Source organism: Heliobacterium mobile (genome assembly GCF_009720735.1).
In the GTDB taxonomy this organism is placed as follows: Bacteria; Bacillota; Desulfitobacteriia; order Heliobacteriales; family Heliobacteriaceae; genus Heliobacterium; species Heliobacterium mobile.
The window spans coordinates 277,439-300,890 of sequence record NZ_WNKU01000002.1; the positions used below are offsets into that span (position 1 = coordinate 277,439).

Annotated in this window: 24 protein-coding genes; 12 read left to right on the forward strand and 12 right to left on the reverse strand. The window is 50.8% G+C overall.

The window, feature by feature from the left end:
• Positions 1-98: 98 nt before the first annotated feature.
• The 4 genes from GJ688_RS03880 to GJ688_RS03895 all read left to right on the forward strand — a co-directional run bounded on the left by GJ688_RS03880 (position 99) and on the right by GJ688_RS03895 (position 3,886).
• Positions 99-839 carry a response regulator transcription factor gene (locus GJ688_RS03880; protein ID WP_407928932.1) on the forward strand — a complete coding sequence of 247 codons (741 nt, stop codon included), beginning with the start codon at positions 99-101 and terminating at the stop codon, positions 837-839.
• Positions 836-2,443: a sensor histidine kinase gene (locus GJ688_RS03885; RefSeq protein WP_155475202.1), complete on the forward strand. Its 1,608-nt coding sequence runs from the start codon at positions 836-838 to the stop codon at positions 2,441-2,443. The genes GJ688_RS03880 and GJ688_RS03885 overlap by 4 nt, the downstream gene beginning before the upstream one ends.
• A gap of 292 nt (positions 2,444-2,735) precedes the next feature.
• Positions 2,736-3,467: a TerC family protein gene (locus GJ688_RS03890; protein WP_235910742.1), complete on the forward strand. Its 732-nt coding sequence runs from the start codon at positions 2,736-2,738 to the stop codon at positions 3,465-3,467.
• A gap of 125 nt (positions 3,468-3,592) precedes the next feature.
• On the forward strand, positions 3,593-3,886 hold the full coding sequence (locus GJ688_RS03895; RefSeq protein WP_155475203.1) for a hypothetical protein: 294 nt from the start codon (positions 3,593-3,595) through the stop codon (positions 3,884-3,886).
• On the opposite strand, the gene GJ688_RS20505 is transcribed toward GJ688_RS03895, so the two are convergent.
• Complete coding sequence (locus GJ688_RS20505; protein ID WP_155475204.1) at positions 3,878-6,298, reverse strand: protein kinase domain-containing protein; 2,421 nt, start codon at positions 6,296-6,298, stop codon at positions 3,878-3,880. The two genes, GJ688_RS03895 and GJ688_RS20505, sit on opposite strands and share 9 nt — an antisense overlap.
• Before the next feature lie 85 nt (positions 6,299-6,383).
• Positions 6,384-6,740, reverse strand: a complete 357-nt coding sequence (locus GJ688_RS03905; protein ID WP_155475205.1) for a hypothetical protein — start codon at positions 6,738-6,740, stop codon at positions 6,384-6,386.
• 203 nt (positions 6,741-6,943) lie between these two features.
• On the opposite strand from GJ688_RS03905, the gene GJ688_RS03910 reads away from it, so the two are divergent.
• Complete coding sequence (locus GJ688_RS03910; protein WP_155475206.1) at positions 6,944-7,249, forward strand: CC/Se motif family (seleno)protein; 306 nt, start codon at positions 6,944-6,946, stop codon at positions 7,247-7,249.
• Between the two features lie 300 nt (positions 7,250-7,549).
• Here the strand turns inward: GJ688_RS03910 and GJ688_RS03915 are convergent, their stop codons facing one another.
• The 3 genes from GJ688_RS03915 to feoB are packed head-to-tail and all read right to left on the reverse strand — an operon-like array spanning position 7,550 to position 10,037.
• Positions 7,550-7,771 carry a FeoA family protein gene (locus tag GJ688_RS03915; protein ID WP_155475207.1) on the reverse strand — a complete coding sequence of 74 codons (222 nt, stop codon included), beginning with the start codon at positions 7,769-7,771 and terminating at the stop codon, positions 7,550-7,552.
• Between the two features lie 35 nt (positions 7,772-7,806).
• Positions 7,807-8,022 (reverse strand): hypothetical protein, encoded by a 216-nt coding sequence (locus GJ688_RS03920; protein ID WP_155475208.1) that lies wholly within the window; start codon positions 8,020-8,022, stop codon positions 7,807-7,809.
• Positions 8,023-8,054: 32 nt separating this feature from the next.
• The gene (gene feoB / locus GJ688_RS03925; RefSeq protein ID WP_155475209.1) at positions 8,055-10,037 is read right to left on the reverse strand and encodes a ferrous iron transport protein B; all 1,983 of its coding nucleotides are present in this window, start codon (positions 10,035-10,037) and stop codon (positions 8,055-8,057) included.
• A 235-nt stretch (positions 10,038-10,272) separates the two neighbouring features.
• Between feoB and GJ688_RS03930 the strand changes: the two genes are divergently transcribed.
• Positions 10,273-11,187 carry an ABC transporter ATP-binding protein gene (locus GJ688_RS03930; protein WP_155475210.1) on the forward strand — a complete coding sequence of 305 codons (915 nt, stop codon included), beginning with the start codon at positions 10,273-10,275 and terminating at the stop codon, positions 11,185-11,187.
• Positions 11,188-11,239: 52 nt separating this feature from the next.
• Positions 11,240-12,019: an ABC transporter permease gene (locus GJ688_RS03935; RefSeq protein WP_155475211.1), complete on the forward strand. Its 780-nt coding sequence runs from the start codon at positions 11,240-11,242 to the stop codon at positions 12,017-12,019.
• On the opposite strand, the gene GJ688_RS03940 is transcribed toward GJ688_RS03935, so the two are convergent.
• The 3 genes from GJ688_RS03940 to GJ688_RS03950 are packed head-to-tail and all read right to left on the reverse strand — an operon-like array spanning position 12,004 to position 14,571.
• Positions 12,004-12,933, reverse strand: coding sequence for a diacylglycerol/lipid kinase family protein (locus tag GJ688_RS03940; RefSeq protein WP_155475212.1), 930 nt, complete (start codon positions 12,931-12,933; stop codon positions 12,004-12,006). The genes GJ688_RS03935 and GJ688_RS03940 overlap by 16 nt on opposite strands.
• Positions 12,934-12,971: 38 nt before the next feature.
• On the reverse strand, positions 12,972-14,141 hold the full coding sequence (mutY, locus tag GJ688_RS03945) for an A/G-specific adenine glycosylase (protein WP_170291633.1): 1,170 nt from the start codon (positions 14,139-14,141) through the stop codon (positions 12,972-12,974).
• Positions 14,113-14,571 (reverse strand): VanZ family protein, encoded by a 459-nt coding sequence (locus GJ688_RS03950; protein ID WP_155475214.1) that lies wholly within the window; start codon positions 14,569-14,571, stop codon positions 14,113-14,115. The genes mutY and GJ688_RS03950 overlap by 29 nt, the downstream gene beginning before the upstream one ends.
• 272 nt (positions 14,572-14,843) lie before the next feature.
• On the opposite strand from GJ688_RS03950, the gene GJ688_RS03955 reads away from it, so the two are divergent.
• From GJ688_RS03955 to GJ688_RS03970, 4 genes are all read left to right on the forward strand, one after another.
• Positions 14,844-15,140: a zinc-ribbon domain containing protein gene (locus GJ688_RS03955; protein WP_170291652.1), complete on the forward strand. Its 297-nt coding sequence runs from the start codon at positions 14,844-14,846 to the stop codon at positions 15,138-15,140.
• Positions 15,141-15,219: 79 nt separating this feature from the next.
• On the forward strand, positions 15,220-15,984 hold the full coding sequence (locus tag GJ688_RS03960) for an ABC transporter ATP-binding protein (RefSeq protein WP_170291634.1): 765 nt from the start codon (positions 15,220-15,222) through the stop codon (positions 15,982-15,984).
• Entirely contained in the window at positions 15,981-16,751 is a 771-nt protein-coding gene (locus GJ688_RS03965; RefSeq protein WP_155475217.1) for an ABC transporter permease, read from the forward strand. Before GJ688_RS03960 ends, GJ688_RS03965 begins: the two co-directional genes overlap by 4 nt.
• Positions 16,752-16,821: 70 nt before the next feature.
• On the forward strand, positions 16,822-17,463 hold the full coding sequence (locus GJ688_RS03970; RefSeq protein WP_170291635.1) for a hypothetical protein: 642 nt from the start codon (positions 16,822-16,824) through the stop codon (positions 17,461-17,463).
• Between the two features lie 3 nt (positions 17,464-17,466).
• On the opposite strand, the gene GJ688_RS03975 is transcribed toward GJ688_RS03970, so the two are convergent.
• Entirely contained in the window at positions 17,467-17,919 is a 453-nt protein-coding gene (locus GJ688_RS03975) for a universal stress protein (RefSeq protein WP_155475219.1), read from the reverse strand.
• Between the two features lie 546 nt (positions 17,920-18,465).
• A complete protein-coding gene (gene rlmD / locus GJ688_RS03980) occupies positions 18,466-19,812 on the reverse strand; it encodes a 23S rRNA (uracil(1939)-C(5))-methyltransferase RlmD (RefSeq protein WP_155475220.1) in 1,347 nt (448 codons plus the stop codon).
• Positions 19,813-20,075: 263 nt separating this feature from the next.
• On the opposite strand from rlmD, the gene GJ688_RS03985 reads away from it, so the two are divergent.
• Entirely contained in the window at positions 20,076-21,167 is a 1,092-nt protein-coding gene (locus tag GJ688_RS03985) for a hypothetical protein (RefSeq protein WP_155475221.1), read from the forward strand.
• A 20-nt stretch (positions 21,168-21,187) separates the two neighbouring features.
• Here the strand turns inward: GJ688_RS03985 and GJ688_RS21255 are convergent, their stop codons facing one another.
• Together GJ688_RS21255 and GJ688_RS03995 are read right to left on the reverse strand one after the other, a co-directional pair.
• Positions 21,188-22,831 carry an amidohydrolase family protein gene (locus GJ688_RS21255; RefSeq protein ID WP_170291636.1) on the reverse strand — a complete coding sequence of 548 codons (1,644 nt, stop codon included), beginning with the start codon at positions 22,829-22,831 and terminating at the stop codon, positions 21,188-21,190.
• Positions 22,828-23,442: a CPBP family intramembrane glutamic endopeptidase gene (locus GJ688_RS03995; protein WP_155475223.1), complete on the reverse strand. Its 615-nt coding sequence runs from the start codon at positions 23,440-23,442 to the stop codon at positions 22,828-22,830. The genes GJ688_RS21255 and GJ688_RS03995 overlap by 4 nt, the downstream gene beginning before the upstream one ends.
• Between the last annotated feature and the right edge of the window lie 10 nt (positions 23,443-23,452).

Genomic DNA, 23,452 nt, shown 5'->3' on the forward strand with positions numbered 1-23,452 from the left:
AATAGTTCTATAATTTCTTTATGTTATGTAAATAGGGGTAACATTTAACAACTCTATCATTTCCGTTACAATGGAGATACAGGGGGGTGTGTTTGGAGATGAGCTTCTCAGACATGAACTCTGAAGCGACGATTCTCATCGTAGAAGATGAAGCCAAAATCCGGCGGATGCTCCGTTTGTTTTTGGAACAGGAAGGTCTTGTCGTCATCGAAGCGGAAGAGGGTCAACCGGCTTTGGAACTTTTGAAGGAGCAACCGGTCGATCTGGTGATTCTCGATTTGATGATGCCGGGACTGGACGGCTGGACAACATGCCGCAAGATCCGGGAAAGATCAGACCTTCCCATCTTGATGCTGACCGCTCGAGGCGAGGAATCGGACCGGGTTCTTGGCTTTGAACTGGGGGCTGACGATTATGTCGTTAAACCTTTCAGTCCCCGGGAAATTGTTCTGCGGGTAAAGGCCCTGCTTCGCCGACGGGGAACAGGCGCAGCAGGAAATGGGGCAATAGCCTCTCTGCGCCCCTCAGAGGCCGCTCTTCAATTCCCTGGACTTATCCTCTACCCGGAGGGTCGAAAAGTGGTTGTAGAGGGTCACAGCCTCTCCCTTACACCCTTGGAATACGATCTATTGCTCTTCCTAGTTCAAAATGCCGGCCGTGTCCTCACTAGAGATCTTCTGCTCGACCGAGTCTGGGGGTATGACTATGGCGGTGACAGCCGGACTGTCGATACCCATGTGCGCCGGCTCCGAGACAAGTTATCGCGCCTTTCTCCCCAAGTAGCCGCTTATGTGAGCACCGTCCGTGGTCTAGGCTATAAATTTGAGGTGGAACCATGATTGGGGGCCGGAGCATCGTACTTAAAATCTGGCTGACCCTCGTCGGTTTTTCTCTGGCCCTTTTGCTTCCGGTGGGCTGGTTTTTCTCCACCATGTTTAGTGACTTCTACATGCAGCGCGAGATAGATGATCTGGTGAATAAGGCGAGTCTAATCGCAGTGGAAGAGGATACGGCCACAGCAAGGCGGTTGGCCTTATCCCTCACCAGCGAATCAGCAGCCATGGCAGCCTTCGGTGACAGCGACGGTAATATTACAGAGGTATTGAGTCGCTCCGGTAACCCCCAATGTGCAGACGATGCCACCAATGAGAATACCACAGGTCGCTGGGGCCGCGGTCCCAGCGGAAACGGAATGGGCCCCCGTGGGGGGAACGGTCTCGGTCCTCGAATGGGTCCGATGATGGGACAAGGCCCCTGGTGGGCAGGAAATGGTAATGCTTCATCAACGGCGAAGGTTGATCTTTCTTCCTCCGAACTGACGCAACTGAAACAAGGAGAAATCATCACCCGGCAAGGGAATATGTCAATCCTAAATATACCCTCGCTCATGGTAGCCGTACCGGCCCGACAAGATGGGCAAGTGTTGAGGGTCCTCTATGTTTTTGCTGCTTTAGAACCACTGGATGAAACGGTCAGCCATATCCGCTCATGGGTTTTCGGGGCTAGTGCCCTGGCGCTGCTCTTATCCACCTTGGCAGCTTATTTGCTTTCCAAAAAAGTGGCCCGCCCTTTGACAATTCTCCATGGCGCAGCCGAAAAAATGCGCCAAGGTGATTTCGAACAAAAGATCCCTCTTGAATCGGATGATGAAATCGGCCGTCTCGGCCAGACCTTGAATACCTTGTCATCAGAGCTCTCTAAAAGCTTGGCCGAGTTGGAATCAAAAAATATCCAGTTAGCTCGCGGGATGCAAAGCATGCAAGATCTCGCGGCAAACGTCTCTCATGACCTGCGCACTCCCCTTTTTCTGGTCCAAGGATATGCGGAAGCTCTCCGAGACGATATGCCAAAGACTCCAGAGGAGCGACGGGAGATGGCTGCAATCATTTTGGAAGAGTCGGAACGGATGCAGCGTCTCGTTCAGGACCTGCTCCAATTAGCCCAGTTGGAGTCCGGTTATATGCCTGTAGATTTGGAACCTTTGGATCCAGAAGAGCTGACCCGTCGAGTCCTGCGCAAAATGAAGACCCTTGCGGAAGAAAAGTCTGTTCAACTGATCGTTCATACACCCGAGCATCTACCGATGGTCATGGGAAACGGTGATCGCTTGACCCAAGCCCTGATCAATCTCGTTGACAATGCGCTGCGCTATACGCCCACAGGCGGACAAGTCACCTTGGAGGTGGAACAAGGATTATCTTCTCTCCGGTTTATCGTCAGCGATAGGGGCTCTGGTCTGGCTGAAGAAGATATTGCCCGGGTCTGGGAACGGTTTTACCGTGGCGAGAAATCGCGCAGCCGAAAAATCCCTGGTACCGGTTTGGGGTTGGCTATCGTCAAGGCTATTGTAGAAAGTCATGGCGGTCAGGTCGGTGCTTCGAACAATGCCGGTCCCGGCGCCAGATTTTTTTTCACCCTGCCTTATAACAGATCGGGAGCCTAGGTTTCGTCGATCTCCGAAGACAAAAAAAGACCCTGGAGCATGACTCCAGGGTAGGCAGATGGATATTTGAAAAGAAGGCAATTTAAGTATAATGTAAGTTTTTGCTTCTCGCTTCAGACGTTAGACCTGTTTAAATTGGGACTTAAGTCACATTTACAAAGGTTAAGACCATAAAAAACCCACAACATGAAAATCTTTTTCCCACTCTGAAAAAATACTCAAATCGAATCGCCTTTTCATTGAATGGTCAGCCAAGTCCCGTTCATATAAAAAACCAAAGGAGGTTCAAGCTTTGGATTTTTTGTATGAATTGAGCGGCATTCAACCTTCGGACCTATTGACTCCGTCTTTTTGGTTGGCTGTGGCGACGATCATCTTTATCGATCTTATATTAAGCGGAGATAATGCTATTCTCATCGCCCTCGCCTGCCGGAACCTTCCGGCGAACCAGCAACGTAAAGGGATTATCTGGGGAACAGCAGGGGCTGTCTCCTTACGGCTCATCCTGGGCAGTATGACGATTTTCCTGTTAAAAGTACCGCTCTTGCAAGCCCTCGGGGCACTTTTTCTCGGCTGGATAGCTGTCAAGCTGATCATTCCGGGTGACCCCCATGAAAAAGTGGAAGCGCCAACGCGTCTCTGGCAAGCCGTTCGAACGATTATCGTCGCTGACGCCGTCATGTCTTTGGATAACGTCATCGCCTTAGCTGGTACAGCACATGGAAGACCAGGCTTGCTCTGGTTCGGGTTGATCGTCAGCATTCCCCTCGTTGTCTATGGCAGTCGACTGCTATTATTGCTGATGCTCCGCTGGCCCTGGCTTCCCTATGCCGGCTCAGCCATCCTCGGTTGGACAGCCGGAGAGATGTTATGCAAGGATCCCCTGTTGAACGAACTGAGCGGTAATTTTCTCATCTCTCCATTCCTGCTCGGCGGTAGAGTCGTCGGAGTTTTCTTTGCCGGTATGGTCCTTACCATCGGATGGTTCATTCAACGAAAAAAAACGAGCTATTTTTTCTTTTAAAAATCATCATCGGTTCAGAGGGTTACTTTAGCAACCTTACTTTAGCAATTTGCAGTCTGTTGCGTAAGGATATTTGGCAGACATCTGTTACATACTTATGCCAAAAGCATAAGGAGGAAAAGTTCATGCCGATAAGCCGACGCAACCTGTACCGCGCTCTAGGGTTTTTCAGCCTCTTTCTGGCCCTTTTGAGCTCCTTTAGTATACTACAGCCACTAATGACACCTGAGCATATCGCCCAATCGGCTATATCACCAGTCAATGGCCCTTCCTGGTACGACGGTTGGACTGATATGATTACTGTCTTCTCTGAACAAGCGCTCTTTTTAATCGCCGTCATCGTCTTCAGCATTGCTGCCCGTGTCTGCTTTTACCGAAGCAACATCGAAAGTTTGGAAGAGCTGCAGGACTTAGAATAGTTCCAAATCGGTGAGCAGCTGCCTGATTGAAGGATAACGGCGGTTGGGATCTTTTTCGAGGCACCGTAATATGGCTGCCTCCATTTTTTCAGAGATTTCCCGGTTGAGCGCTCTCGGCGGAAGAGCCACCCGTCCAGAACCGTGAAGATCGCGCAGACGGGAAAGATCTCCAGGACGCTCCGGATCCAATTCCAACTCGGCAGGGTCGATAAAATTAGTTTCAATGACACGATCCATGAGCGCTTGAATGTTCTCTTCACTGTCATGACCCGTCGTAAAGGGCAGATAACCGGTGGCGATTTCGTAAAGGGTGACGCCGAGGGAAAAAATATCGGCCCGTTGATCCAGCCGGCTGTTGGCCCATCCTTTGGGGCTCTTAAGCACCTCAGGTGCCGTATAAGTGGGCGTACCCAGATTGCCAAAGGTTTCAATTAAGGTGTAATCAGTAGCCCATCGTGCCTCTTTTGGGCTAATCTCCCCGCGTTCAAAGGTGACCTTATTTTGCAGCAATTGTTTCGGCACACGCAGTGTACCTAGATCAGCGAGGCGTATCCGTTCCAGATCCCGGTCCACAAGGATATTGTCAGGTTTGATATCGCGATGGATAAATTCACGACCGAATCCGTGTAAGTAGATCAGTGCTTCACCGACAGCGCTCAAAACCCGAAGGACTTCTGCTTCGGGCAGAGGAGATCGCCGAACGATGTTTCCTTGATGGTCATATTGATAGATGCGGTCTTTTAAGGAACCGTCGAGCAGTTCCATCACAAAGGTGAAACGGCTAAAATCAACACTTTCGGGGTACCCCTGAATAAGGTTGTGAGCGCCGCCGAAGGCCATCGTCAAGGCAGCTTCGTTTTTAAACCGTTTGCGTCCTTTTTCGGAATTGAGACAATTAGGTTTGAGGACTTTCATGGCACCCATCTGACCGCTCTTGCGATGGCGGACCTGCCAGACTTCGGCGAATCCCCCTTGGCCGAGTTTCAGCAACTGCTCCCATTCCCCTCGCAGATATCCTCCGACAGCCGGATCCCAGGTTAAGGCCTGCCGCTGAAACTGATCGGCTTGAAAGAGGTCTTCCTGCCGACGGAAGAGTTCACCCAAATAAAACAAAGCCCTGGCAAGATGGATTCGGTTTTCTTCATTGTCCGGTACGAGTGTGGCCGCCGCCTTCGTCAGCAGTTGGCCTGCTTGATCCATTTCTCCGCCGCGAAAACATAACAATCCCCATCGAACCATGGCCCGCCCCTGCAAGCTCCAGGCTGCATCGTTCTTTCCGTTCATACTATCTACGGCAGCTAAGACTTGGCGATAAAATTCCCTGGCTTCCTTGAACCGACCGTCTTCCTCGGCCATCTCGCCTAACTCCAATAACGCTTCTCCTTGGAACGGTTCTACTTGGAGCACTTTATTCCAGGCAGCCCGGGCATCATGGCGGACCTTGCGGTACTCTAAGTTGGAAGGCTGTTCATGTTGCCACGCCGACAAGGCTTGTGCGTATAGTAGCTGCCATTCCAATTGACCCTTTTGTCGTAATGTAACACGCTGCAGCCAATATACGGCTTTATCCCAAAACTGCCGGTCGTAGTAGCTTTTCCCGAGATGCTCTTCCGCACGAATTTTATCCCGAAGAACCAGATACCGGGTCGACTCCTCGAGAAAAGCCAAGGCGCCTTGATCGGTTCGCTGATGTTTTAACAACCAATTGGAAAGATAGCGGTAAATGCGGACGACTTCGTCGGTGACGGTCGCGTACCTGGCTAGCGTCTGTTCCAAGTAATCTTTCAGCCATCGTACATCTTCGAGATCAGGCTCGTCCTTGCGCAGGCGCCCTGTCACCAGCCGCTCCTCCCAAGTACGGTAGAGTTCCTGCTGAGGTGGAAACCGGTTCGCCTCCCAGAGGTCTTTCCCTAAAAGCTGCCTCAATTGGGTGCAGATTTTCGGGAAAGATGTGAAGACAGGGTCTTGTTCCAGCAGGGGCAACGGATCGTATTGGACCAGTCTGATTTCGTCGATCCGTAAAGCCTGTTCATAAAGATTCATAGCTTCCTCGTCTAACCGATTCCGGTCTGAGCAGGCTACAGCAGCGGCCCAGACGGCAAAAGGGTCTTCCGGTATCGCCGCGGCAGCAGCCAAGAAGATTGGCATCGACCGGGGGTGAAGACCCTTATAACCGATGTCCCCATGACAGCGGAGCAACAACCATAGTGGGTCATGGTTTTCCTCGAAAAACTTGTCCCACCGTTCTGCCACATCATAAAAAGTTTGATAATCACCGGATAGTGAACATAGGGCTAAGACCAGTTTCCCCTCTTCCGGATCTTCTTCCGGCAATAAGCTGTTGATGGCAGCCTGGTAGCGGCCAGCTGTTATCAACAGTTTCAAATAGGTCAGTTTTTTACCGGAAAACACGCCCCGGTTCACCCCTAACACGCAAAAAATAGAGAAAACCGGGCCTACCCGGTTTTCTATGTATTCCTGCTTATAAGTGTACTGATTAGCCTACGCTTTGGCAAGTCGACAGGCGCACCATGATTTCCCGTTGTTGTGCTGCAAATTGGTCTGCTTGTTCTTGCGTCATGATTCCATCGTTAACCATTTGAAGGGTCAACTCTTCTGCAGAGAGTTGGCGATAGTTTTGAACCTTGAACCGGTCGATATAACCAGCCTTCAATAAATTCATCAGCATCAGTGCAGTCAAAGGATCTTCGCCAAATTCTCCGTTGACGAGTTCCTCGGGAATCCGAGTACCGCCCGGTCCTGGAGAATCGAGAATTTTTTCAGAGAGTCTTCCCTTGAAGATAAAATAACCGATCCCTGCAGCTATGATTGCCATTACCAGATAAGCTTCCATTGGTCTTCTCCTTTCGGACAATGTAATTATCTTGGCTCTCTTTAACAATTCTTATTATATCATTGGAAAAATTCTTGTCGATGAAGATTTTATCTGTGAGCTTGTTACATCTTTCTCCCACCGATGGCGTTTTTATGCTTGAACCCTCATCCTCTTACTGGTACAATCTTTATGTAATTACTCCTAATTCCAGGAGGTTTATGATGATCACTGAACAAATCGACCTACTCTTCTCTATTGATCCCGATGCGAAAGAGTATATCGTGGAACGTGGCGGCATTGTCCACATCGGCGTAGCCGGTCCTAACCTGACCAAAGCGGTGGCCAAAGTGATTCCGATTGTCGACATCGGGATTCCTCGCGGTGCCACCACTAAATATCTGGAGCATCGACAGGAGGGGATCACAATTTACCTGTCGAAAAACCTAACTGTAAAGGGCCCCATTCGGATTTTTCTAGATACGCTTTGGCGTCTGAAAAAGTTATCTATCGAGATGAATCTGGACTGACAACCGGGATGGTATGTTACATCAGGGGCGATAAAAGCCAGCGCGAAAGGTGCTGGCTTTTTAATTTGCTACCTTTCAGTGCCATTTGACAACTCTATTTTTTGGTCTTTTTTCAAATCTTCCGATTTATCTATCGATAAAATTCACTTTTGCATCGGACTGATTTATGGACCCCTGTTTCCTATTCACGTCCTTATTCAAAGGTTTTCTACTAATAGTTTCCATGTGGATTTCATTTCTCCTTCTCCAAATAACGAAAAGACCGATCCTTTTTTACCGGATCGGCCTCTTATTATTCTTTTAGCTGACGAGGGTTATTTGGATGTCTTCGGCCATCTTTCGTCCGATGGCCAACTCCTGGTGCTTTTTCCGTACGATCACGGGGCCTGCCGGGATGATTTCCTGGATCATTACGGTCTCCCCTTCCGAGATGCCAAAGCGGATCGCCTGGGCACGGACCATGGGATGCTTAATGGCTGCGATACAGACGGTTTGTCCTTTTACCGAGTTTGCTAATGTCATGGTAACCCCTCCCGTAAGACCTCAGTTTGTGCAAGCTATTTCGAACAACTCCCGCAGTTGCCACAGCCTCCGCAGCCCATCGGGGGCCGCAACAAGGCATTGCATCGAGGGCAGCGATCAGGGATCGCCTCTCCCCCTTTACCGCTGAACCAGGCTTTCACATCTAGCCCGCAGTCGGGACACTCATTGAAATGAATTCCGGGAACGCCGCAGTATTCCGGAGTTTTTTGTTTTTTGTTGAACCATCCCAATCCAAGGACCCCCTTATCCTGAAACCACGATATTATTGTTCAGAGTGACAGCAGGGAGCCGATTGGGCGGTCACATCGGCTTTACGACGAGAAAAGAGCATCGATGCGCCTACCAATAAAGCCATCAAACCGGTAAATGCGGCCACCGTAAGATAGACTTGCTCAAGGCGGGCATAAAGCTGGGCGACTACACCGCCCACCAAGAAGGCGATCACCCAGGTAGAAAACCACATAACCAGGGCTTCTTTTTTTGAGCGTTCTTTGAAGATGACTAAGACCGAAGCGACACAAGGCACAAAGAGGGTGATCGTGGCTAAAGCAACTACGGCTTGATAAGGGGCCAAGGTCATGTCGGCCAGACCAGCGGCTCCGAAGTCGCGCCGTACCAATCCCATAATAAAGACATTAGCCGATTCCTTCGGAAGGCCCAACCAGCCTACTGTCAGAGGTGCAAGGGCCTCTTGAAGCACATCTAGAGCGCCTGAGACCTGAAGAACACTGATGAGGAGTGAACCTAATGCGAACAGGGGGAAGGCTTCTTTGACAAAGGCAAAGGATTTAATACCCGTTTTTTTCAACACGTTAGTAAGGCGAGGCAAGCGAATCGGCGGCAGTTCAATCAACAGATCGGAAGACCGTCCGGGAATGACTCGGTCCATGATCATACCGACAGCGATGAGAATGGACAAGATGATGAGCACATACATGAGCACAAAACCAGGTTCAATCGAGGCCAATATGCCTGTAATGACGCCCAACTGAGCCGAACAGGGGATGGTCAAACCGAGGAGGAAGATAGCGATGCGTTTTTCCCGTTCTGAAGCGAGCAGCCGAGTCGTAATCGTGGCCAAGGTGACGCAGCCAAAACCAAGGATCAGCGGGATGATAGCTCTTCCGTTTAATCCGACATAGTTAAGCACCCGATCAGTCAGCGCGGCCACCCGTGGCAGATAACCCGAGTCTTCCAGTGTGGACAGGAAGAAATAAAAAGCCACTACCAGGGGCAGCAAGAGCCCCAACACGTAAGTCACCGTCATCGTGACCAGTCCAAATTCTCCGTAGAGGATTTGCCCAACGATGGAGTCGGGTGCGATGAAACCGGTCAGTATGCCTCGGACAAAAGGTTCATAGTATCCCTGGAAGATGGTCTCTTCTGTAAATCCGACCACGTCGCCAGCGACCCACACCCCGATCAATTGGTACATGAAGTACAGGACAGCCGCCAAGATGGGAATGCCGGTGATGGGTCGAACCATCCAATAGCCCAGCTTTGTTGAGAAGTTAGCCCCTTGGGTCGTTTCCGTGACGACAGCTTGAAAGATTTCGTTGACACATTCCCGCCGATTTAAGTAAATCTCTTCCCGTTTATCTTTCTGAGAGATGCCGTAAGCAGCCCGAATCCCTTCGTCTCCTTCCAAAGCCAGCAGAGCCTCTCCCCGGTTGGCTATGGCCTGAGACAATTTATCGATCTCCGCCGCCAGTTCAGTATTGACTCGGCCTATGCAGGCTTGAGGCAGTGCAGCTTCCACTTCTTTTAAGCCTTTTCCCTTGACCGCTACCGAAGGAATGACCGGTACGCCCAGTTCCTCTTGAAGACGGTCAAAGTTGATTTGAATCCCCCGCCGTTTCGCTTCATCGACCATGTTCACAGCCACCACCACCGGTACGCCTGTATCGATGATCTGCCGTGTCAAGAACAAGTCCCGCTCCAAATGGAGCGCATTGACGATGTTCAGCACTTTGTCGGCTTGCAAGATTACATCTCGGGCGATGCGTTCTTCGTCGTTAAAGGAAGAAAGTCCGTAAATCCCCGGCGTGTCCATGACTACCCAATCTTTATAGCGGCCATGAGATATGTCTAGAGTCGTGCCGGGGTAGTTCGAAACGTCTACATACATCCCTGTCAAGTGGTTAAAGAAGACCGACTTCCCCACGTTCGGGTTACCGGCGAGTACCAGCTTCTTTTCCCCTTTGCCGATGTCCAATTTGATTGGAGCGCCGTGACATGTTGTCATGCTGCTCCCTCCCTCTGTCTACGCAAATTTACTTGGTTCTTTATATTGGTTCGGCAAAAGACTCCGTTGAAAATGACTCTCTTTTGCGTTATGGCTTTATTCTAATTGATTTTAATTCTCAGTGTCAATAGGTTTATTTCTTTTTTCTGTCCCTTTACGGAAACTGATTCTATGATAAAATCAGTAACAATAGTGGAATTCTTTTCTTACTTTCTTATATGAGGAGTTTCGAAGCATGATCGTCCTTGAATCACTGACCAAACGCTTTGATAACCGTACCGTTGTCGATAACCTTTCCTTACATATTCGCCCTGGGGAGTTCTTCGGTCTGCTCGGCCCGAATGGCGCCGGCAAGACCACCACGATTCGCATGCTCATGACCTTGGCCCGGGCAACCTCTGGCCGCATTATTATTGGAGGCCAGGATATGACCCGAAACGCTATGGCTTTGAAATCAAAGATCGGCCTCGTTCCCCAGCACATTAATTTAGACGGTGAATTGACGGCTCGGGAGAACCTGGACATGCATGGACGGCTCTTCGGCCTTCGTCCGGAAGAACGGAAATCTCGCATCACAGAACTGCTGGAATTCGTAGAAATGCCCGACCGGGCCAATGAACCGGTACGCAAGTTTTCCGGCGGTATGAAGCGGCGCATCCTCATCGCGCGAGCGCTTATGCATCGACCGCAAATCCTCCTGCTCGATGAGCCGACGATCGGCCTCGACCCGATGACCCGCCGGCGCATGTGGGACTTGGTTCGTAAATTGAATACGGGTGGGCAGACCATTTTACTGACTACACACTACCTTGAGGAAGCGGAAGCCTTGTGTAACCGAGTCGCTCTGATGAATAAAGGAAAACTGGTGGAGTTAGGCACACCGGAAGAGTTAAAAACCAAAGTCGGTCCTTTTGTCGTGGAAACGGACGATGGGGGCTTGCGGCGAAGTCACTTCTTCCCGACTCGAGAAGCGGGGTCCCTGTTTATTCAGGACCTTCAGCAGGACGGGAAAGGCAGTTCCGTCTCCCTGCGGGCTTCCAATTTAGAAGATGTCTTTATCCATTTGACTTCCGGTGATTCCCTTTCCATGGAAGAGGGGACGTCGAAAAGGGATTCCAAGACGATTAACCATCGAGCGAAAGACTTTTAAAAAACGAAAACCGCCGGGCGTGGCGGTGAAAATATCGTAGGTGATTTCATTGATGGAACAACAGGCAGCAAAGAACCCATCTATTTCCCCTCTGTGGGCAGGTATCAGCACGATTCTCTGGCAGGAATATCTCATCTTTTCCCGCCGTTTTTGGAAGAACACTGCTTCCACGATGGTGACACCGATTCTCTACCTTTTTGCCTTTGGCTTCGGTTTAGGCCGGGGAATTCGGTTTGAAGGCGTCTCATACCTTGAATTCGTTATTCCCGGCATCGTCGCCTTATCAACGATGACCTCATCCTTTAACGCCGTGGCGACTCCTTTGAACATATCGAGACTTTATGATAAGACTTTCGAGGAGTATTTAACGGCCCCGATTCCGATGATCTCCCTGACCATCGGCCGGATTCTTGCGGGGGCCTTTCGCGGTATGTTTTCCGGCCTGGTCATGCTTGCCTTGACGATGGTCTTCGGGGTTCATCTCCATATAGGCGGGCTCTTTTTGCTCCTGCTCTTTTTGAACTGCCTCGTCTTTTCGGGGTTCGGTTTTTGGGCAGCTCTGACCATTCAGTCTCACTCGGAGATCAACAAATTTAACGCCTTCGTCATCAGCCCCATGTCCTTTCTCTGCGGGACCTTTTTCTCCCTACAGAACATTCCCCAGTTCCTGTCTGCCTTCCTATATATCCTTCCTCTCACCCACACGACGAACGGCTTGAGGACCCTATCCTTAACCCAAACATTCCCCCTGGACAGTTTTATCGCACTGACTTTATATGCTTTGCTCTTTTTTGGCTTAGGGTTGAGGGCTTGTTATCAGGTTGAAGAATGAGCACTTACTTTAGGCACGAAAAGAGACAAGGCTGAAGGCCGAACTTGGACTTTCCAGGGGAGCGGCGGTCCCACTTCCCCGTCCATGTCGGTCTCTAGCGACTCAGGACCACGAATGATGTAAGCCGACGCCTGATGATAGGTCACCAAGGGGGAGTTTAGATGCTCCCCTTGGAGCACGCGAACAAAGAGACTGATGAAATCGTGAATACGGCAGGACCGAAAAACGAGCAGATCTAGGATCCCGTCATCGAGGCAGGCATGAGGCGAAAGGACAGGAAAACTACCGGCTCCCGTCCCGTTTAGAATCAGGTACAATAAAGTTTCACCGGAATAGACAGTCTCGCCGGAAGTGGTTTCGATCGTCAGCGAAAAAGGCCGGAACTCGGGAAGCTGTTCCAAGGCTTTTAGGTAATAGGCCAATTTCCCGATGTTGTTTTTCAGGGACTGGTTCACCTTGTGGGACACGTCTGTCATCAGACCGCCGCTGGCCACGTTGAGGAAATGACGGTCGCCGATTTGACCAACGTCGATCTCTCGGGTATGGCCTTCGACGATAATCCGACAACAGGCCTCCACGTTTCTGGGGATGCGCAGGGTCGTCGCCAAGTCATTGGCCGTCCCCGCTGGGATGATCCCTAATGCAGGTGGTGTCTCCCCGCGATCGGCCAAGCGCATGAGTCCGTTCATCACCTGATGCAAAGTGCCGTCTCCGCCGACAGCCACCACGGCCGAACAACCGTCCTGCAAGGCCTTTTCGGCTTCCTTCGAGGTCTCGCCTGGGATACCTTCCGTTCGGTATGTGAGGACTTGCCATTGGCCAGACTGCAAAATGGCGATAGCCTCGTCAAGGGATCGCTTAAAGGCACCGGCCCCGGCTTCAGGGTTGTAGATTAACTTCAAGCGCTTGGACAAGCTCCATCCCTCTTTTCGACACCCTACGGAGTGCTCCCCTAGAGCACTCCGTACTTTTTTAATATTTTCAGGGTTAGGTTGTTCATGGGCAACCGCGACAACGCTTCTCTGTCACACCACGACCTTTGCCCGCTGTCACTGCCGTATTGGGAAGATTCTTCAGCAACACGACCTCTGCTTTCTAGGGGGTTTGTTTTCTCCAAATCGATCCGGGCAGGCGTGACATCGACGATCCATGTCAAATGGCTAAAAACATGCCGAAACTGTTCGCTCCGTTCCGGTTCATATTTTACCTGCTCCAAGCTGTGAAATCCCTGTTCAAAGGTCGGCAGTTCCCACATGTTCGCCAGCAATCCCTTATCGGGGCGCTGTGTCAAGAGGACCCGGCCATTTTCATCGGTCAGGAGCAAGGCTTTTCGATACACTTCTTGATTCTCTTTGCGGGGTTTGCGTACCGGAAGCATTTCTACTTTTCCCTGGGCGCGAGCAGTACAACCATCAGCTAGGGGACATTCTCCACAGCGGGCGCTTCGAGGTATGCAGACCAGGGCGCCGAGTTCCATCAACCCTTGAGTCCAATCGGGGACCCGCTCATCGGGCAGCCAGGCCAACTGATCCAATGAAGCCTGCCATGCCTTTTTTAAGAGTACCGTACTCCCGATAGGATCGTCCCAGCCAAAAAAACGGGCGAAGACGCGACAGACATTTCCGTCGACAGCCGGTTCCCGAATTTGAAAGGCGATGGATAAGACGGCCCCACATATGTATGCCCCGACCCCTTTTAAACTTCGAAAAGCTTTTGGTTCGGGAGGGACTTGCCCTGCAAAGCGTTCCATCACCTGCCGGGCTGCTTCTTGCAGGTTCCGAACCCGTGAGTAGTAGCCTAAACCCTCCCACGCTTTCAACACCGGTTCTTCCGGTGCGCCAGCCAGCGTCTTCAGATCGGGAAACTGGTTCATAAATCGTTCGTAATAGGGAATGACCGTTTCTACACGGGTCTGTTGCAGCATAACCTCGGAGACCCAAATGGCGTAGGGGTTTTTTGTCCTCCGCCAAGGTAAATCACGTTTGTTTACGTCATACCAGGAAAGCAGCTTCAGCACCCAGTCTTTTTCGGGTACAGCATAAACCTCATCGTCATGGTGTTGTTTTGAGTTACTTGTAGAGTTCAAAATGTTGTCATGAATTCGGCTGCTTATCGTGAGCACCGTCCTTTAGCGATTTGAATAGAACAAATCCGATGATCAGCGCGATGAAAATCCCCAAACTGTCGATACCGACATCCATGAGCCGGCCGTCTCGAAAACCGGTTAGCTCCTGGTGAATTTCATCGCTTATGGCGTAGGCCAAGGAAAAGAAAAAGGCTGTCCAGAGATGTCTCCGCCGAGACCACAACCAGGTTGACTTGGCTGCTTGCAGCCACAGCCCGGTGAGTATAGCGTACTCAGTCACGTGGGCTGTCTTGCGAAGGAGAAACTCAAGAGCAAATCCGCTGGTTTTTAGCACCGGCCAAGGGATGTCAAGCCAAGCGACGATAAGATAAAGCACCGGAAGGACCCGGAGATTTGGAATCGACGAGAGCCAGAACATGATCCCCATCCAAAGGAGCAACAGGCTCCAGCACATGAGCTTTTTCAAGATGCATATCACTCCTGAATCATGGAAACTCCGATATATGCCAATAGAATAGCATGCCCCGGAGGTCTACCAAAAGCGCAAAAAACTTTTTGCCTTTTTTTACTTGAGTACGTATAATAAAACCAACCATGGGTTCGTTGCGTCTGCCTTCCACAAAAAGTTCAAACCGTTCTTCTTTCGGATCTAGTCCGGGGAAATGGTTGGTTTTGGGGGATGAGGTTATGACCCGGACCGGGGAATTCATTTTGTCCGAGGAAAGGACGGGATACTTGGTGTTCGAAGATCGTACCCTTGTCTGTAAAGAGTGTGGCGTAGAGTTCGTGTTCTCCGCTCGGGAACAGGCCTTTTATGCTGAAAAGGGCTTTCAAAACGACCCGAGCCGCTGCCCTGACTGCCGGGCTGCCCGGAAACGCCGTATGGGTGAACAAAGCGGGGAAAGCCGCCCTCAACGGGAAATGTATGAAGTCATCTGCTCTGACTGCGGCGTTACCACGACGGTGCCCTTCAAGCCTTCTGGCGCACGTCCGGTCTATTGCCGTGACTGCTTCCAAAACCACCGCTCTTATTAATTGAATTATCTTCAGGTACCGGTTCTACCGGTACCTTTTATGTTTTTAAAGGAAACCGTTATAATCTCACTGTCAGGTGGTGGTAAACATCGATAAGTCCGTAGAACCCGTACTCGAATGGCAGAATATCTCCTTATCCATCATGGTACAGACTGCAGAGGCGCAGGCGGAACGGCGTCTGCTTCATCACGTGAGCGGTAAGGTCTCTCCTGGGGAGATCCTCTGCCTATTAGGCCCTTCCGGCTCGGGGAAAAGCACCTTGTTAACAGCGCTAAACCGTCTCCAACGCCTATCGGAAGGGGAGATTCGCTTTCAGGGACAGCCCGTCGAAATGTACCCGGTCACCGAACTGCGTCGACGCGTCGCCTATGTGGCGCAGCGGCCCGCCTTTTTTCCGGGAACGGTGGAAGAAAATCTGGGCTTCGGGGCACGACTCTGGGGTATGACCATCAACCCGCCTCTATGGCTGGAGAAGGTTCACCTGGACCGTTCCCTTTTATCCCAACCGGCCGATACCTTATCTGGCGGGCAACAGCAGCGCCTATCTTTAGCCCGCTCCCTAGCCGTAAAACCCGATGTGCTACTTTTGGACGAACCTACTTCGGCCTTGGACATCCATGGGGCAAGAGAGCTGGAAGAAATCGTTCTCACCGTGGTAGCGCAAGAGAATATAGCAGTCCTCTGGGTCACCCATGATCCAGAACAAGCCCGGCGCGTCAGTCATCAAGTCCTTTTATTAACGGAAGGCCGGATCTCTGCTTGCCTGCCGACAGAAGTCTTCTTTTCCGATGAAGCCCCTGCGGTCGTGCGAACTTTTTTGGAGATAAAGGGGGATGGACCATGAGCTTATTGACCCTTTCCTTCAGTCTCAGCTTTATCGGCATCGCCCTATTCCTCTCCTACCGTGAACAGCTAGCTCTGGAAAAGGACATGCTGGTTGGTACGGTGCGGGCCATCATTCAGCTATTTATCATCGGCTATATCTTGCAGTATGTCTTTGACCTTCGATCGCTGCCGGGTCTTCTGTCCATCTTAACGGTTATGGTCGTTGTGGCCGTACAGAACGCTTCCAAACGTGCCACAGCACTCCCCCGTTCCCAGTCGATTCTCTATATCGCCGGAGCCTTGATCCTTTCGGAAGTGCTCACTTTAGGACTGCTGCTTGGCTTAGGCATCGTGCCTGCGGAACCGCGCTTCATCATTCCCTTTAGCGGCATGATCATCGGTAATTCCATGATCGCAGCCGGACTCACCGTGAGCCGACTGCAAGCGGAATTGCTGAATCAAAAGCCACTGGTACTGACGGCCCTTACCTTAGGCGCCACGTCCAGGCAGGCGGCTTCGAGAGCCATCAAGGCGGCGGTCAAAGCCGGCATGAGCCCGACCATCGACGGGATGAAGACGGTAGGGCTCGTACAGCTTCCCGGCATGATGACCGGTCAAATCATCGCTGGGGCCAACCCGGTCGAAGCAGTGAAGTATCAGCTTCTTATCCAACTCGTTTTGACAGCGGCCACAGCCATCGCCAGTATGGCTGTCGGCCTGTGGTCCTACCGTCCTTTTTTCACTGCCGATCATCAACTATCCCCCTGTTATCCAAACAAAACATAACCAGTCTTCGCATTTTTGAAATGGTCTTTTCGAAAAAGCCAATACTATCGATATGAACGAGCATGACCATTTGCGCAATTCGATGACAGACGAAGAACTCTACCTTTGGGTGCGGCAGTTTCAACAAAAACTGCTGCCTGCCCCCTCGCCTTCGACTTACATCGATTTGAATGAAGGCCCTCCCTCATCGGAACAACTCTCCGCCTTAGAGCAAGATCGTCCGCCCATTTCCGGGGAGTTGATCGCCTTTGAGCATCTGCTGCAAGCGATGGCAGAACATCGTTGGCTCCGGGTGCGCTTCGGGATCAACGAGCTGCTGAAGCATTATTTGCGGAGCATTACAGGAATCTTCAATGTGAGCAATGGAATCGATCCCGGTGACGTTACCCGGCGTTATATGGAAATGATCCAGTGGGTCTTTGAGTATGGTCATTCCCCCAGTTTCCCCTTCTCCGAAAGCCTTTGGACCTATTTGAGCGCCTGTCTGGAATCGGTCGGCATCACCTTGGCCGGACAGAACCAATGGGAATCGCTACAGGTATTGATTGTGGAAACGGCGACCATGGGGCGGCAGGCGGCGCGCAGCGGCTTGCAAACGGCGCCGCTGCAGCACTTTCTGCGGCGTTTGGAAAATACATGCCGAGATAAAGGAGAAGGCGGACGTGAAATCGCCCGCCTTGCTCGAAATTTGCGTTTTAACCTCGAAGTATAATCGTCAGTCTGATTCGTCTTTAATGATCATCACAGGGCACTTGGCCAGGTGGAAGACGCGGTCACTGACACTGCCGGCAAGAAAACTGCGGAATTCTCCCATACCCCGGGAACCCATGATAATCAGATCCACACCCCGTTCTTCCGCCGTGTCCACAACAACAAAGGCAGGGTGACCAAAGGTCGCCTCCGGTTGACAGACAAGGCCCTGTTCGGAGAAAACTTCCATGGTTTTATCCAAGACCGTTTTACCGACCTCGTCCATCTTTTCCCGGGCCGCATCAATGTCAAAGAAAACGGCTCCGTCAGCACCGAGCAGGTATTGATGGGATAGATCATAGACATACAAGACCGTTGTTTCAATTTCCGGATCTAACTTCATAAGATGACAAGCATAGCGGGCAGCTTTTAGGGCATGGTCAGATCCATCGGTAGCCAAGAGGACTTTTTTAATCATTAATATTCCCTCCCTATAGAACTAATCCCTGCTTGGCTATATTTTACCATAGTTTTGTAACTAAAGGTACAATAATAGATAGAAACTTCTGTTTTCAATGGTTAAGTAAATATCTTAGACGCGGAGATTTTTTCTGTAATGTATGTAGACTAGATTTCTTACCGATTTATTCTTCGTTCCCTCCTATTCTATTTCCGCATTTGTCATTTAGCTATATTTAACAAAAGAGAAACGGCAAATGCCGCTTCTCAGATATGGTAATGTTTACGGTACTACATTCCGGTTTTGTTATTTGGGTCGGCTGCTTGTGTAGCAGTATTTACGGCACTTTGTGCTTTGTTCGCCATATCGGCGGTCGTTCTTGCATATTTTGCCGCAGATTGTACGTTATTGGCGCCCTGCTTCGGTCATGTCATTATCACTCCGAACTTGTCCCTATATTCAACTGCTTAATTATCGTAAAAACAATTACCGACGGAAAAATTTTCTTCGGCAAAGGGTAGGAAAACGATTATTTCAAGCGTTAAGAACCTCGAAACCCTTGATTTACTTGGATAAAAGACAGACAGTTTCCACATGACCCGTCTGCGGGAACATGTCAACAGGGATAGCCTGCTCAATTTGCCACCCTCGCTCTACAAGCCGTGATGTATCACGGGCCAATGAAGCGGGATCACAGCTTACATATACGATCCGGCTTGGTCGAGCATCGACAATCGCATCCAAAACCCGCTCATGGCAGCCTTTTCGTGGAGGATCCAGCACCACTACATTAACAGGGTTACCATCTTTCAAATAGGCTGGCAAAATATCTTCCACTGTACCGGCGAGAAATTCAGCATTCTCGATCCCGTTTAAGGCAGCGTTTTGACGGGCATCTTCTACCGCCATTTCCACTTCCTCAACCCCGACCACTTTTTTACACTGCTTGGCCAAGAACAAACTGATCGAACCGACACCGCAATAAGCATCTATAACCGTCTCCAACCCTGTTAGAGCACAGGCTTCAGCAGTCAATCGGTACAATTCCTCCGTTTGGCGAGGATTGACTTGCAAGAAACTAGCCGGTCCGATTTGGAGTCTTAAGCCTCCTGCCATCTGTTCTTCGAGTCGTTCTTTTCCGAAATACAAAGGGTACTCCCTGCCTAGTACTTCCCCTTCTTCTTTCTGATTGATATTGATATATACCGAGACAAGCTTTTTTTCTTTATCTATCAACTGGCAAGCTAGAGACTTTATCTTAGAATGGTATTGGGACCGCCATTCAGCCAAAACGAAGATGAGCATTATTTCCTCCGAGGGATTAGCCCTCTTCAGGACGAGATGGCGAAAAGGCAGTTCTCCTTCTCGGTCAATATCTTGAATCAAAGAGCGCACTGCTTTTAAAACTGGCGGAAAAGATTTCGGCAAAAGTGGGCAATCATCATGCTCGATCAGTTCCCGGGAATTATAGCGGTAATAACCCATTCCCAGCGAGCCAGCACTTCGGCGTTGCAAGTGCATTTGGACCCGGTTCCGGTAACGCCAGGGGTGGTCTGTCCCTAATGCAGGACCAACCGGAGCGTCTTTAATGCGTCCAAGCCGGTGAAGCGCGTCTTTTACCCCTTCTTCTTTTACAGACAACTGAAGAGGGTAATCCATCATCTGCAATTGGCATCCGCCACAGACGCCAAAAACCGGGCAGGGTGCGTCTACACGCCCTTTTGCTGGTGTAACCACCTTCAGTAATTCCCCGCGGGAATAATTCTTTTTCACCTGTGTGACTTTGGCCTGCACATCTTCTCCTGGAAGGCACGCAGGAATAAACATCACTTTTCCTTCTGGACGAGCCACACCCTCCCCTTGAAGGGTTACCCGTTCAATATGGTAATTGCCAATATCTCCAACTTTCACGTATACTCGTCCTCTCTTTAACCACGTCTAAAATTTCAAAGATACATAAATTAATGTTTTATAGTCCTACTGCTTCTATGATTGAGTAGCAACCGAGCCGAACAGCCGTGGAGCCCATAGCAAATGGATTCATTACACCCCGATTAGCCACAATGTAACCTTAACTGAAAACTCATTTGGTTTGTCCGTTAAACACAGGCAACTTTCATAGTATTTTACCACGCCCCTCCGGGCTTAATAAGAAAAAGCCCGGAGGTCAACGCATGTTCTCCCCCGAACTCTTTTTAGCCTTGCTCTGGTCTGTCACCGGCGGCTTGCTCACCTTGCTCGGCTCGACGGGAATCTTCGTCTCTCTCGTCGTCCAGCGGCGCATGGAACGGCTGCAGGATATCCTGGAAGAGTTTTTGGAACTACCTTACCAGGAAAACCGCAACTTAGCTGGCCCTATGGTCAACCTGGTTCGCAAATACCAAACCCATTATCTGTTTCCCGATCGTCCGGGCAGGACCATCCTCTTTTACCTGGATTTTACCCTTTTGTTGATCGGCTTGATCTGGGTCTTCGTTCTCTACGTGGCCCTGCAACAACCGATCAGTGCCGCTTTTTGGGTTCAACTCGCCTTGGTGGCGATCATCGCCGGAAACTTCTTCATTTTCCGCCAGTTGCTCCAGCAGACCATCAACCCGACAGGAAACCCTCTCTTTAACCCGATCATCCCACCGCCTCACCGGCTACGCAGCGTCTCCTACCTCTCCCGCTATGTGAACGTATCGGTCAAGTCGATCCTCCAGCAAGCCCGCTTCGCCCTGGTGATCACCCCGGAAGGCGAAATTCGGCTTAAGCAGGAGCTATCCTTTGACGACTTTTTCTACCTTTTTCACTGCCCCGATGTGGGATGTATGGCATGGGGAGAGTTGCGGCTCACCTTTCCCCCCGATGCGATTACGAGAAAGCCTGTCCCTTTGCTGCGCAACATAGAAATTCCGCTGGGCTGTCTCTGTGAAAACAGCCCGATTTCCCAAAACTTGCGTCAAAAATGTACCGACGCGCTGCCTCCCCTGGTGCATGCCATCATGTACGTGTTTCCCCAGGGGGAAAAGCATCCCATTCAATACGATTTCGAGCTCGAAAGAGAAGATGACGGTTACCACTCTCGCCCTTATCCGGAGATGACTGTACAATCATCCATCCTTTTTCAGGTCATCGAGGGACGGCTCCATATCCTGCAAGGAAATCCTCTGTTATCGCCATTTAAACAATACCAGGACTATTTCTGCTGGGATGGCGAACGCTATTACTGCTCCAACGCTTCGGGTCTGCCGCAACAATGTACGGCAGACCCGGAGGTTCGGTAACCGTTAGAACGTTAGTTCCGTTACTCCTCTTCCTCATCGTCCGTGCTAGGCACTGGGGTGGTTTGGGGCTCTTGAACCGGTTCTGGCATGAGAGGCTTACTCTTGAAGCGAAGCAGTTGGCCTTTACCTTGCCCTTCCGAGGGCATCTTCCCTTGAGAAAAGACCATAGCGCCGTTGACAAAGACATGACGGATACCGCTTTTTTTGACTTGGCTTCTCGGCGATAGAAGCACCGGATCGATCACTACCAGATCGGCCCAGTTGCCGGTTTTAATCGAACCCCGGTCTTCAATGCCTAGAATCGCACAGGGTCTTGCCGATAATTTCATGGCTGCCTCTTCCCAGGAAAAAAGGTTTTGATCTTGCACATAGCGGCCTAAAAAGTCTTTTACAGCATCAGTACTATACTCCGATCCGCTGCCTTGACCAGAATCGACGGTGAGGGCCACAAAGGGATCCGACGCCAGCCGCTGGATCCGTTCTTGATTGGAAGATCGGATCGTCACTTGGACCAGCCCGGCTGATGTCAGCTCCTTGGCGGCTCCATCGGGGGTGAGCGATCGCTCCTGGGCGATTTCAGCCAACGTCTTGCCGACGAGTGTTTTGGGATTCTCTCCGCCGACTTCAAGAATTTCTATCTGTTCAGCCGGGTAATGGGCCATAGCCCGCTGTAGTGTCTGCTTGACACCAGCCGATTGCCGAGTGCTGGGGTATAGACAGGTGTAGATCTCTTTGGTCGATAGGTAAGCTCCCCGCAAATCCTGTTCCATCGCGGTGAGCCTATCGTCGGAAGCGTTGCCAAAATAGCCCCAAGGCGACAACAGTGTACGCACTTTTGTCTCTTTATGTAACGATATGACCCGTTGAAGCAACACGTCTGGATTAGCCGACGCCGGCGGCAACGTTAAGGCGAGCACAGCCCCTTTTTCCTGCAGCGCCTTTGCCAGCTTCGTCATTTCTTCGAAGGTGAGCTGCCGTCCCAGTTGGTCATCAAAATCGATGGTCAACCCGAAGGCTCCCTGCTCTAATGACGTGGACAATTCTTGCAGCAAATCGTCCACATTCGGTTTCGGCTGCCCTGATGTCGTCAGCGGCGGCGGGACTTGTCCATACTCAAGAGCCGGCTCTTCCACCATTTTCTCCGACTTCTCTTGCTGATCCTTTAGCAAGTTAAAGAGGCCCTGATGGCCGGCGAGGACAGCGTAGTTAATCGGCAATCCTGATCGAGCTGCCTGTTCCAGGTGTTTCGTCACATCTTCCTGGGCGAGGGCGCCGTAACCAGATAGCGTTGTCGTATAGCCTTGTTTGACCAGACCGTCAAAGGCCGTCGATCCGTCCGCCGTGCCATCGAGACGGGAATAGAGGTTCACAAAGCCAGGAAGGATCAGCAATCCTGATGCGTCGATGACTTTGACATCCTCTGGAGGCTGAATGATCCCGATAAAGGTCACCTTGCCTTTTTTGATGCCGATATCGGCTTTGTACCGGCCTTTCCCGGTCCCGTCCACAATCGTCCCATTTTTTAAGACATAATCATAATGGAGCGGGCGGTCGACCAATTCAATTCCTTTTTTCTCCAAGTAGTGATTTCCGAAATACAACCCGACAAAAGTGGCGATAAATAAGAAAAGCAAAGCACCGATGATTTCTATGAGGCGTTTCACCGTATCCCTCCCCATGAGCTAATCCATATGAGAATAAACCCTGTCAAGTTCCAAAGGGCATGGGCGACCACAGCAGGAACAATACTGCCGGTTCGCAAAGCGCCCCGATTGAGCATGTATCCGGCCGCATAGAGCGGAACAAACCGGTACGGATCGAGATGCATGGCCGCAAACAAAAGGGCCGCTAGGTGGGACGCGATTCCCTCTCCCCAGCGCTGGTCCATGGCGGGCAAAAGAAAGCCCCGGAAAAAGCACTCTTCCGTAACCGGTGCCACGACGGCCACAGCTAGAAAAAGCAAGACCAGTTGAACAGAGTTGACGGCGCCCTCTCGAAAGAGATGTTGGATCGGATGTTCCGGACCGGGAAAGATCCAGAAGATCAGCGCACCTAAAAAGGTGACCGTTCCGTAAATCCCCACCCCAAGGACGATACCCTGTCCGACCATGTCGGTACTCCAGCGCCAAGGGATGAGCAGCCCTTCGGGGTAACCCTTTGCCGGCCGAAATCGATGAAACAAGGCGCTGCCCCCATAGGCCAATCCCATGAACAGCAGACTCGCCGCCATGCTTTTCAGTAAATTTAGTTCTATGCTTCCCCATGTTATGTCCATAATAAATTCA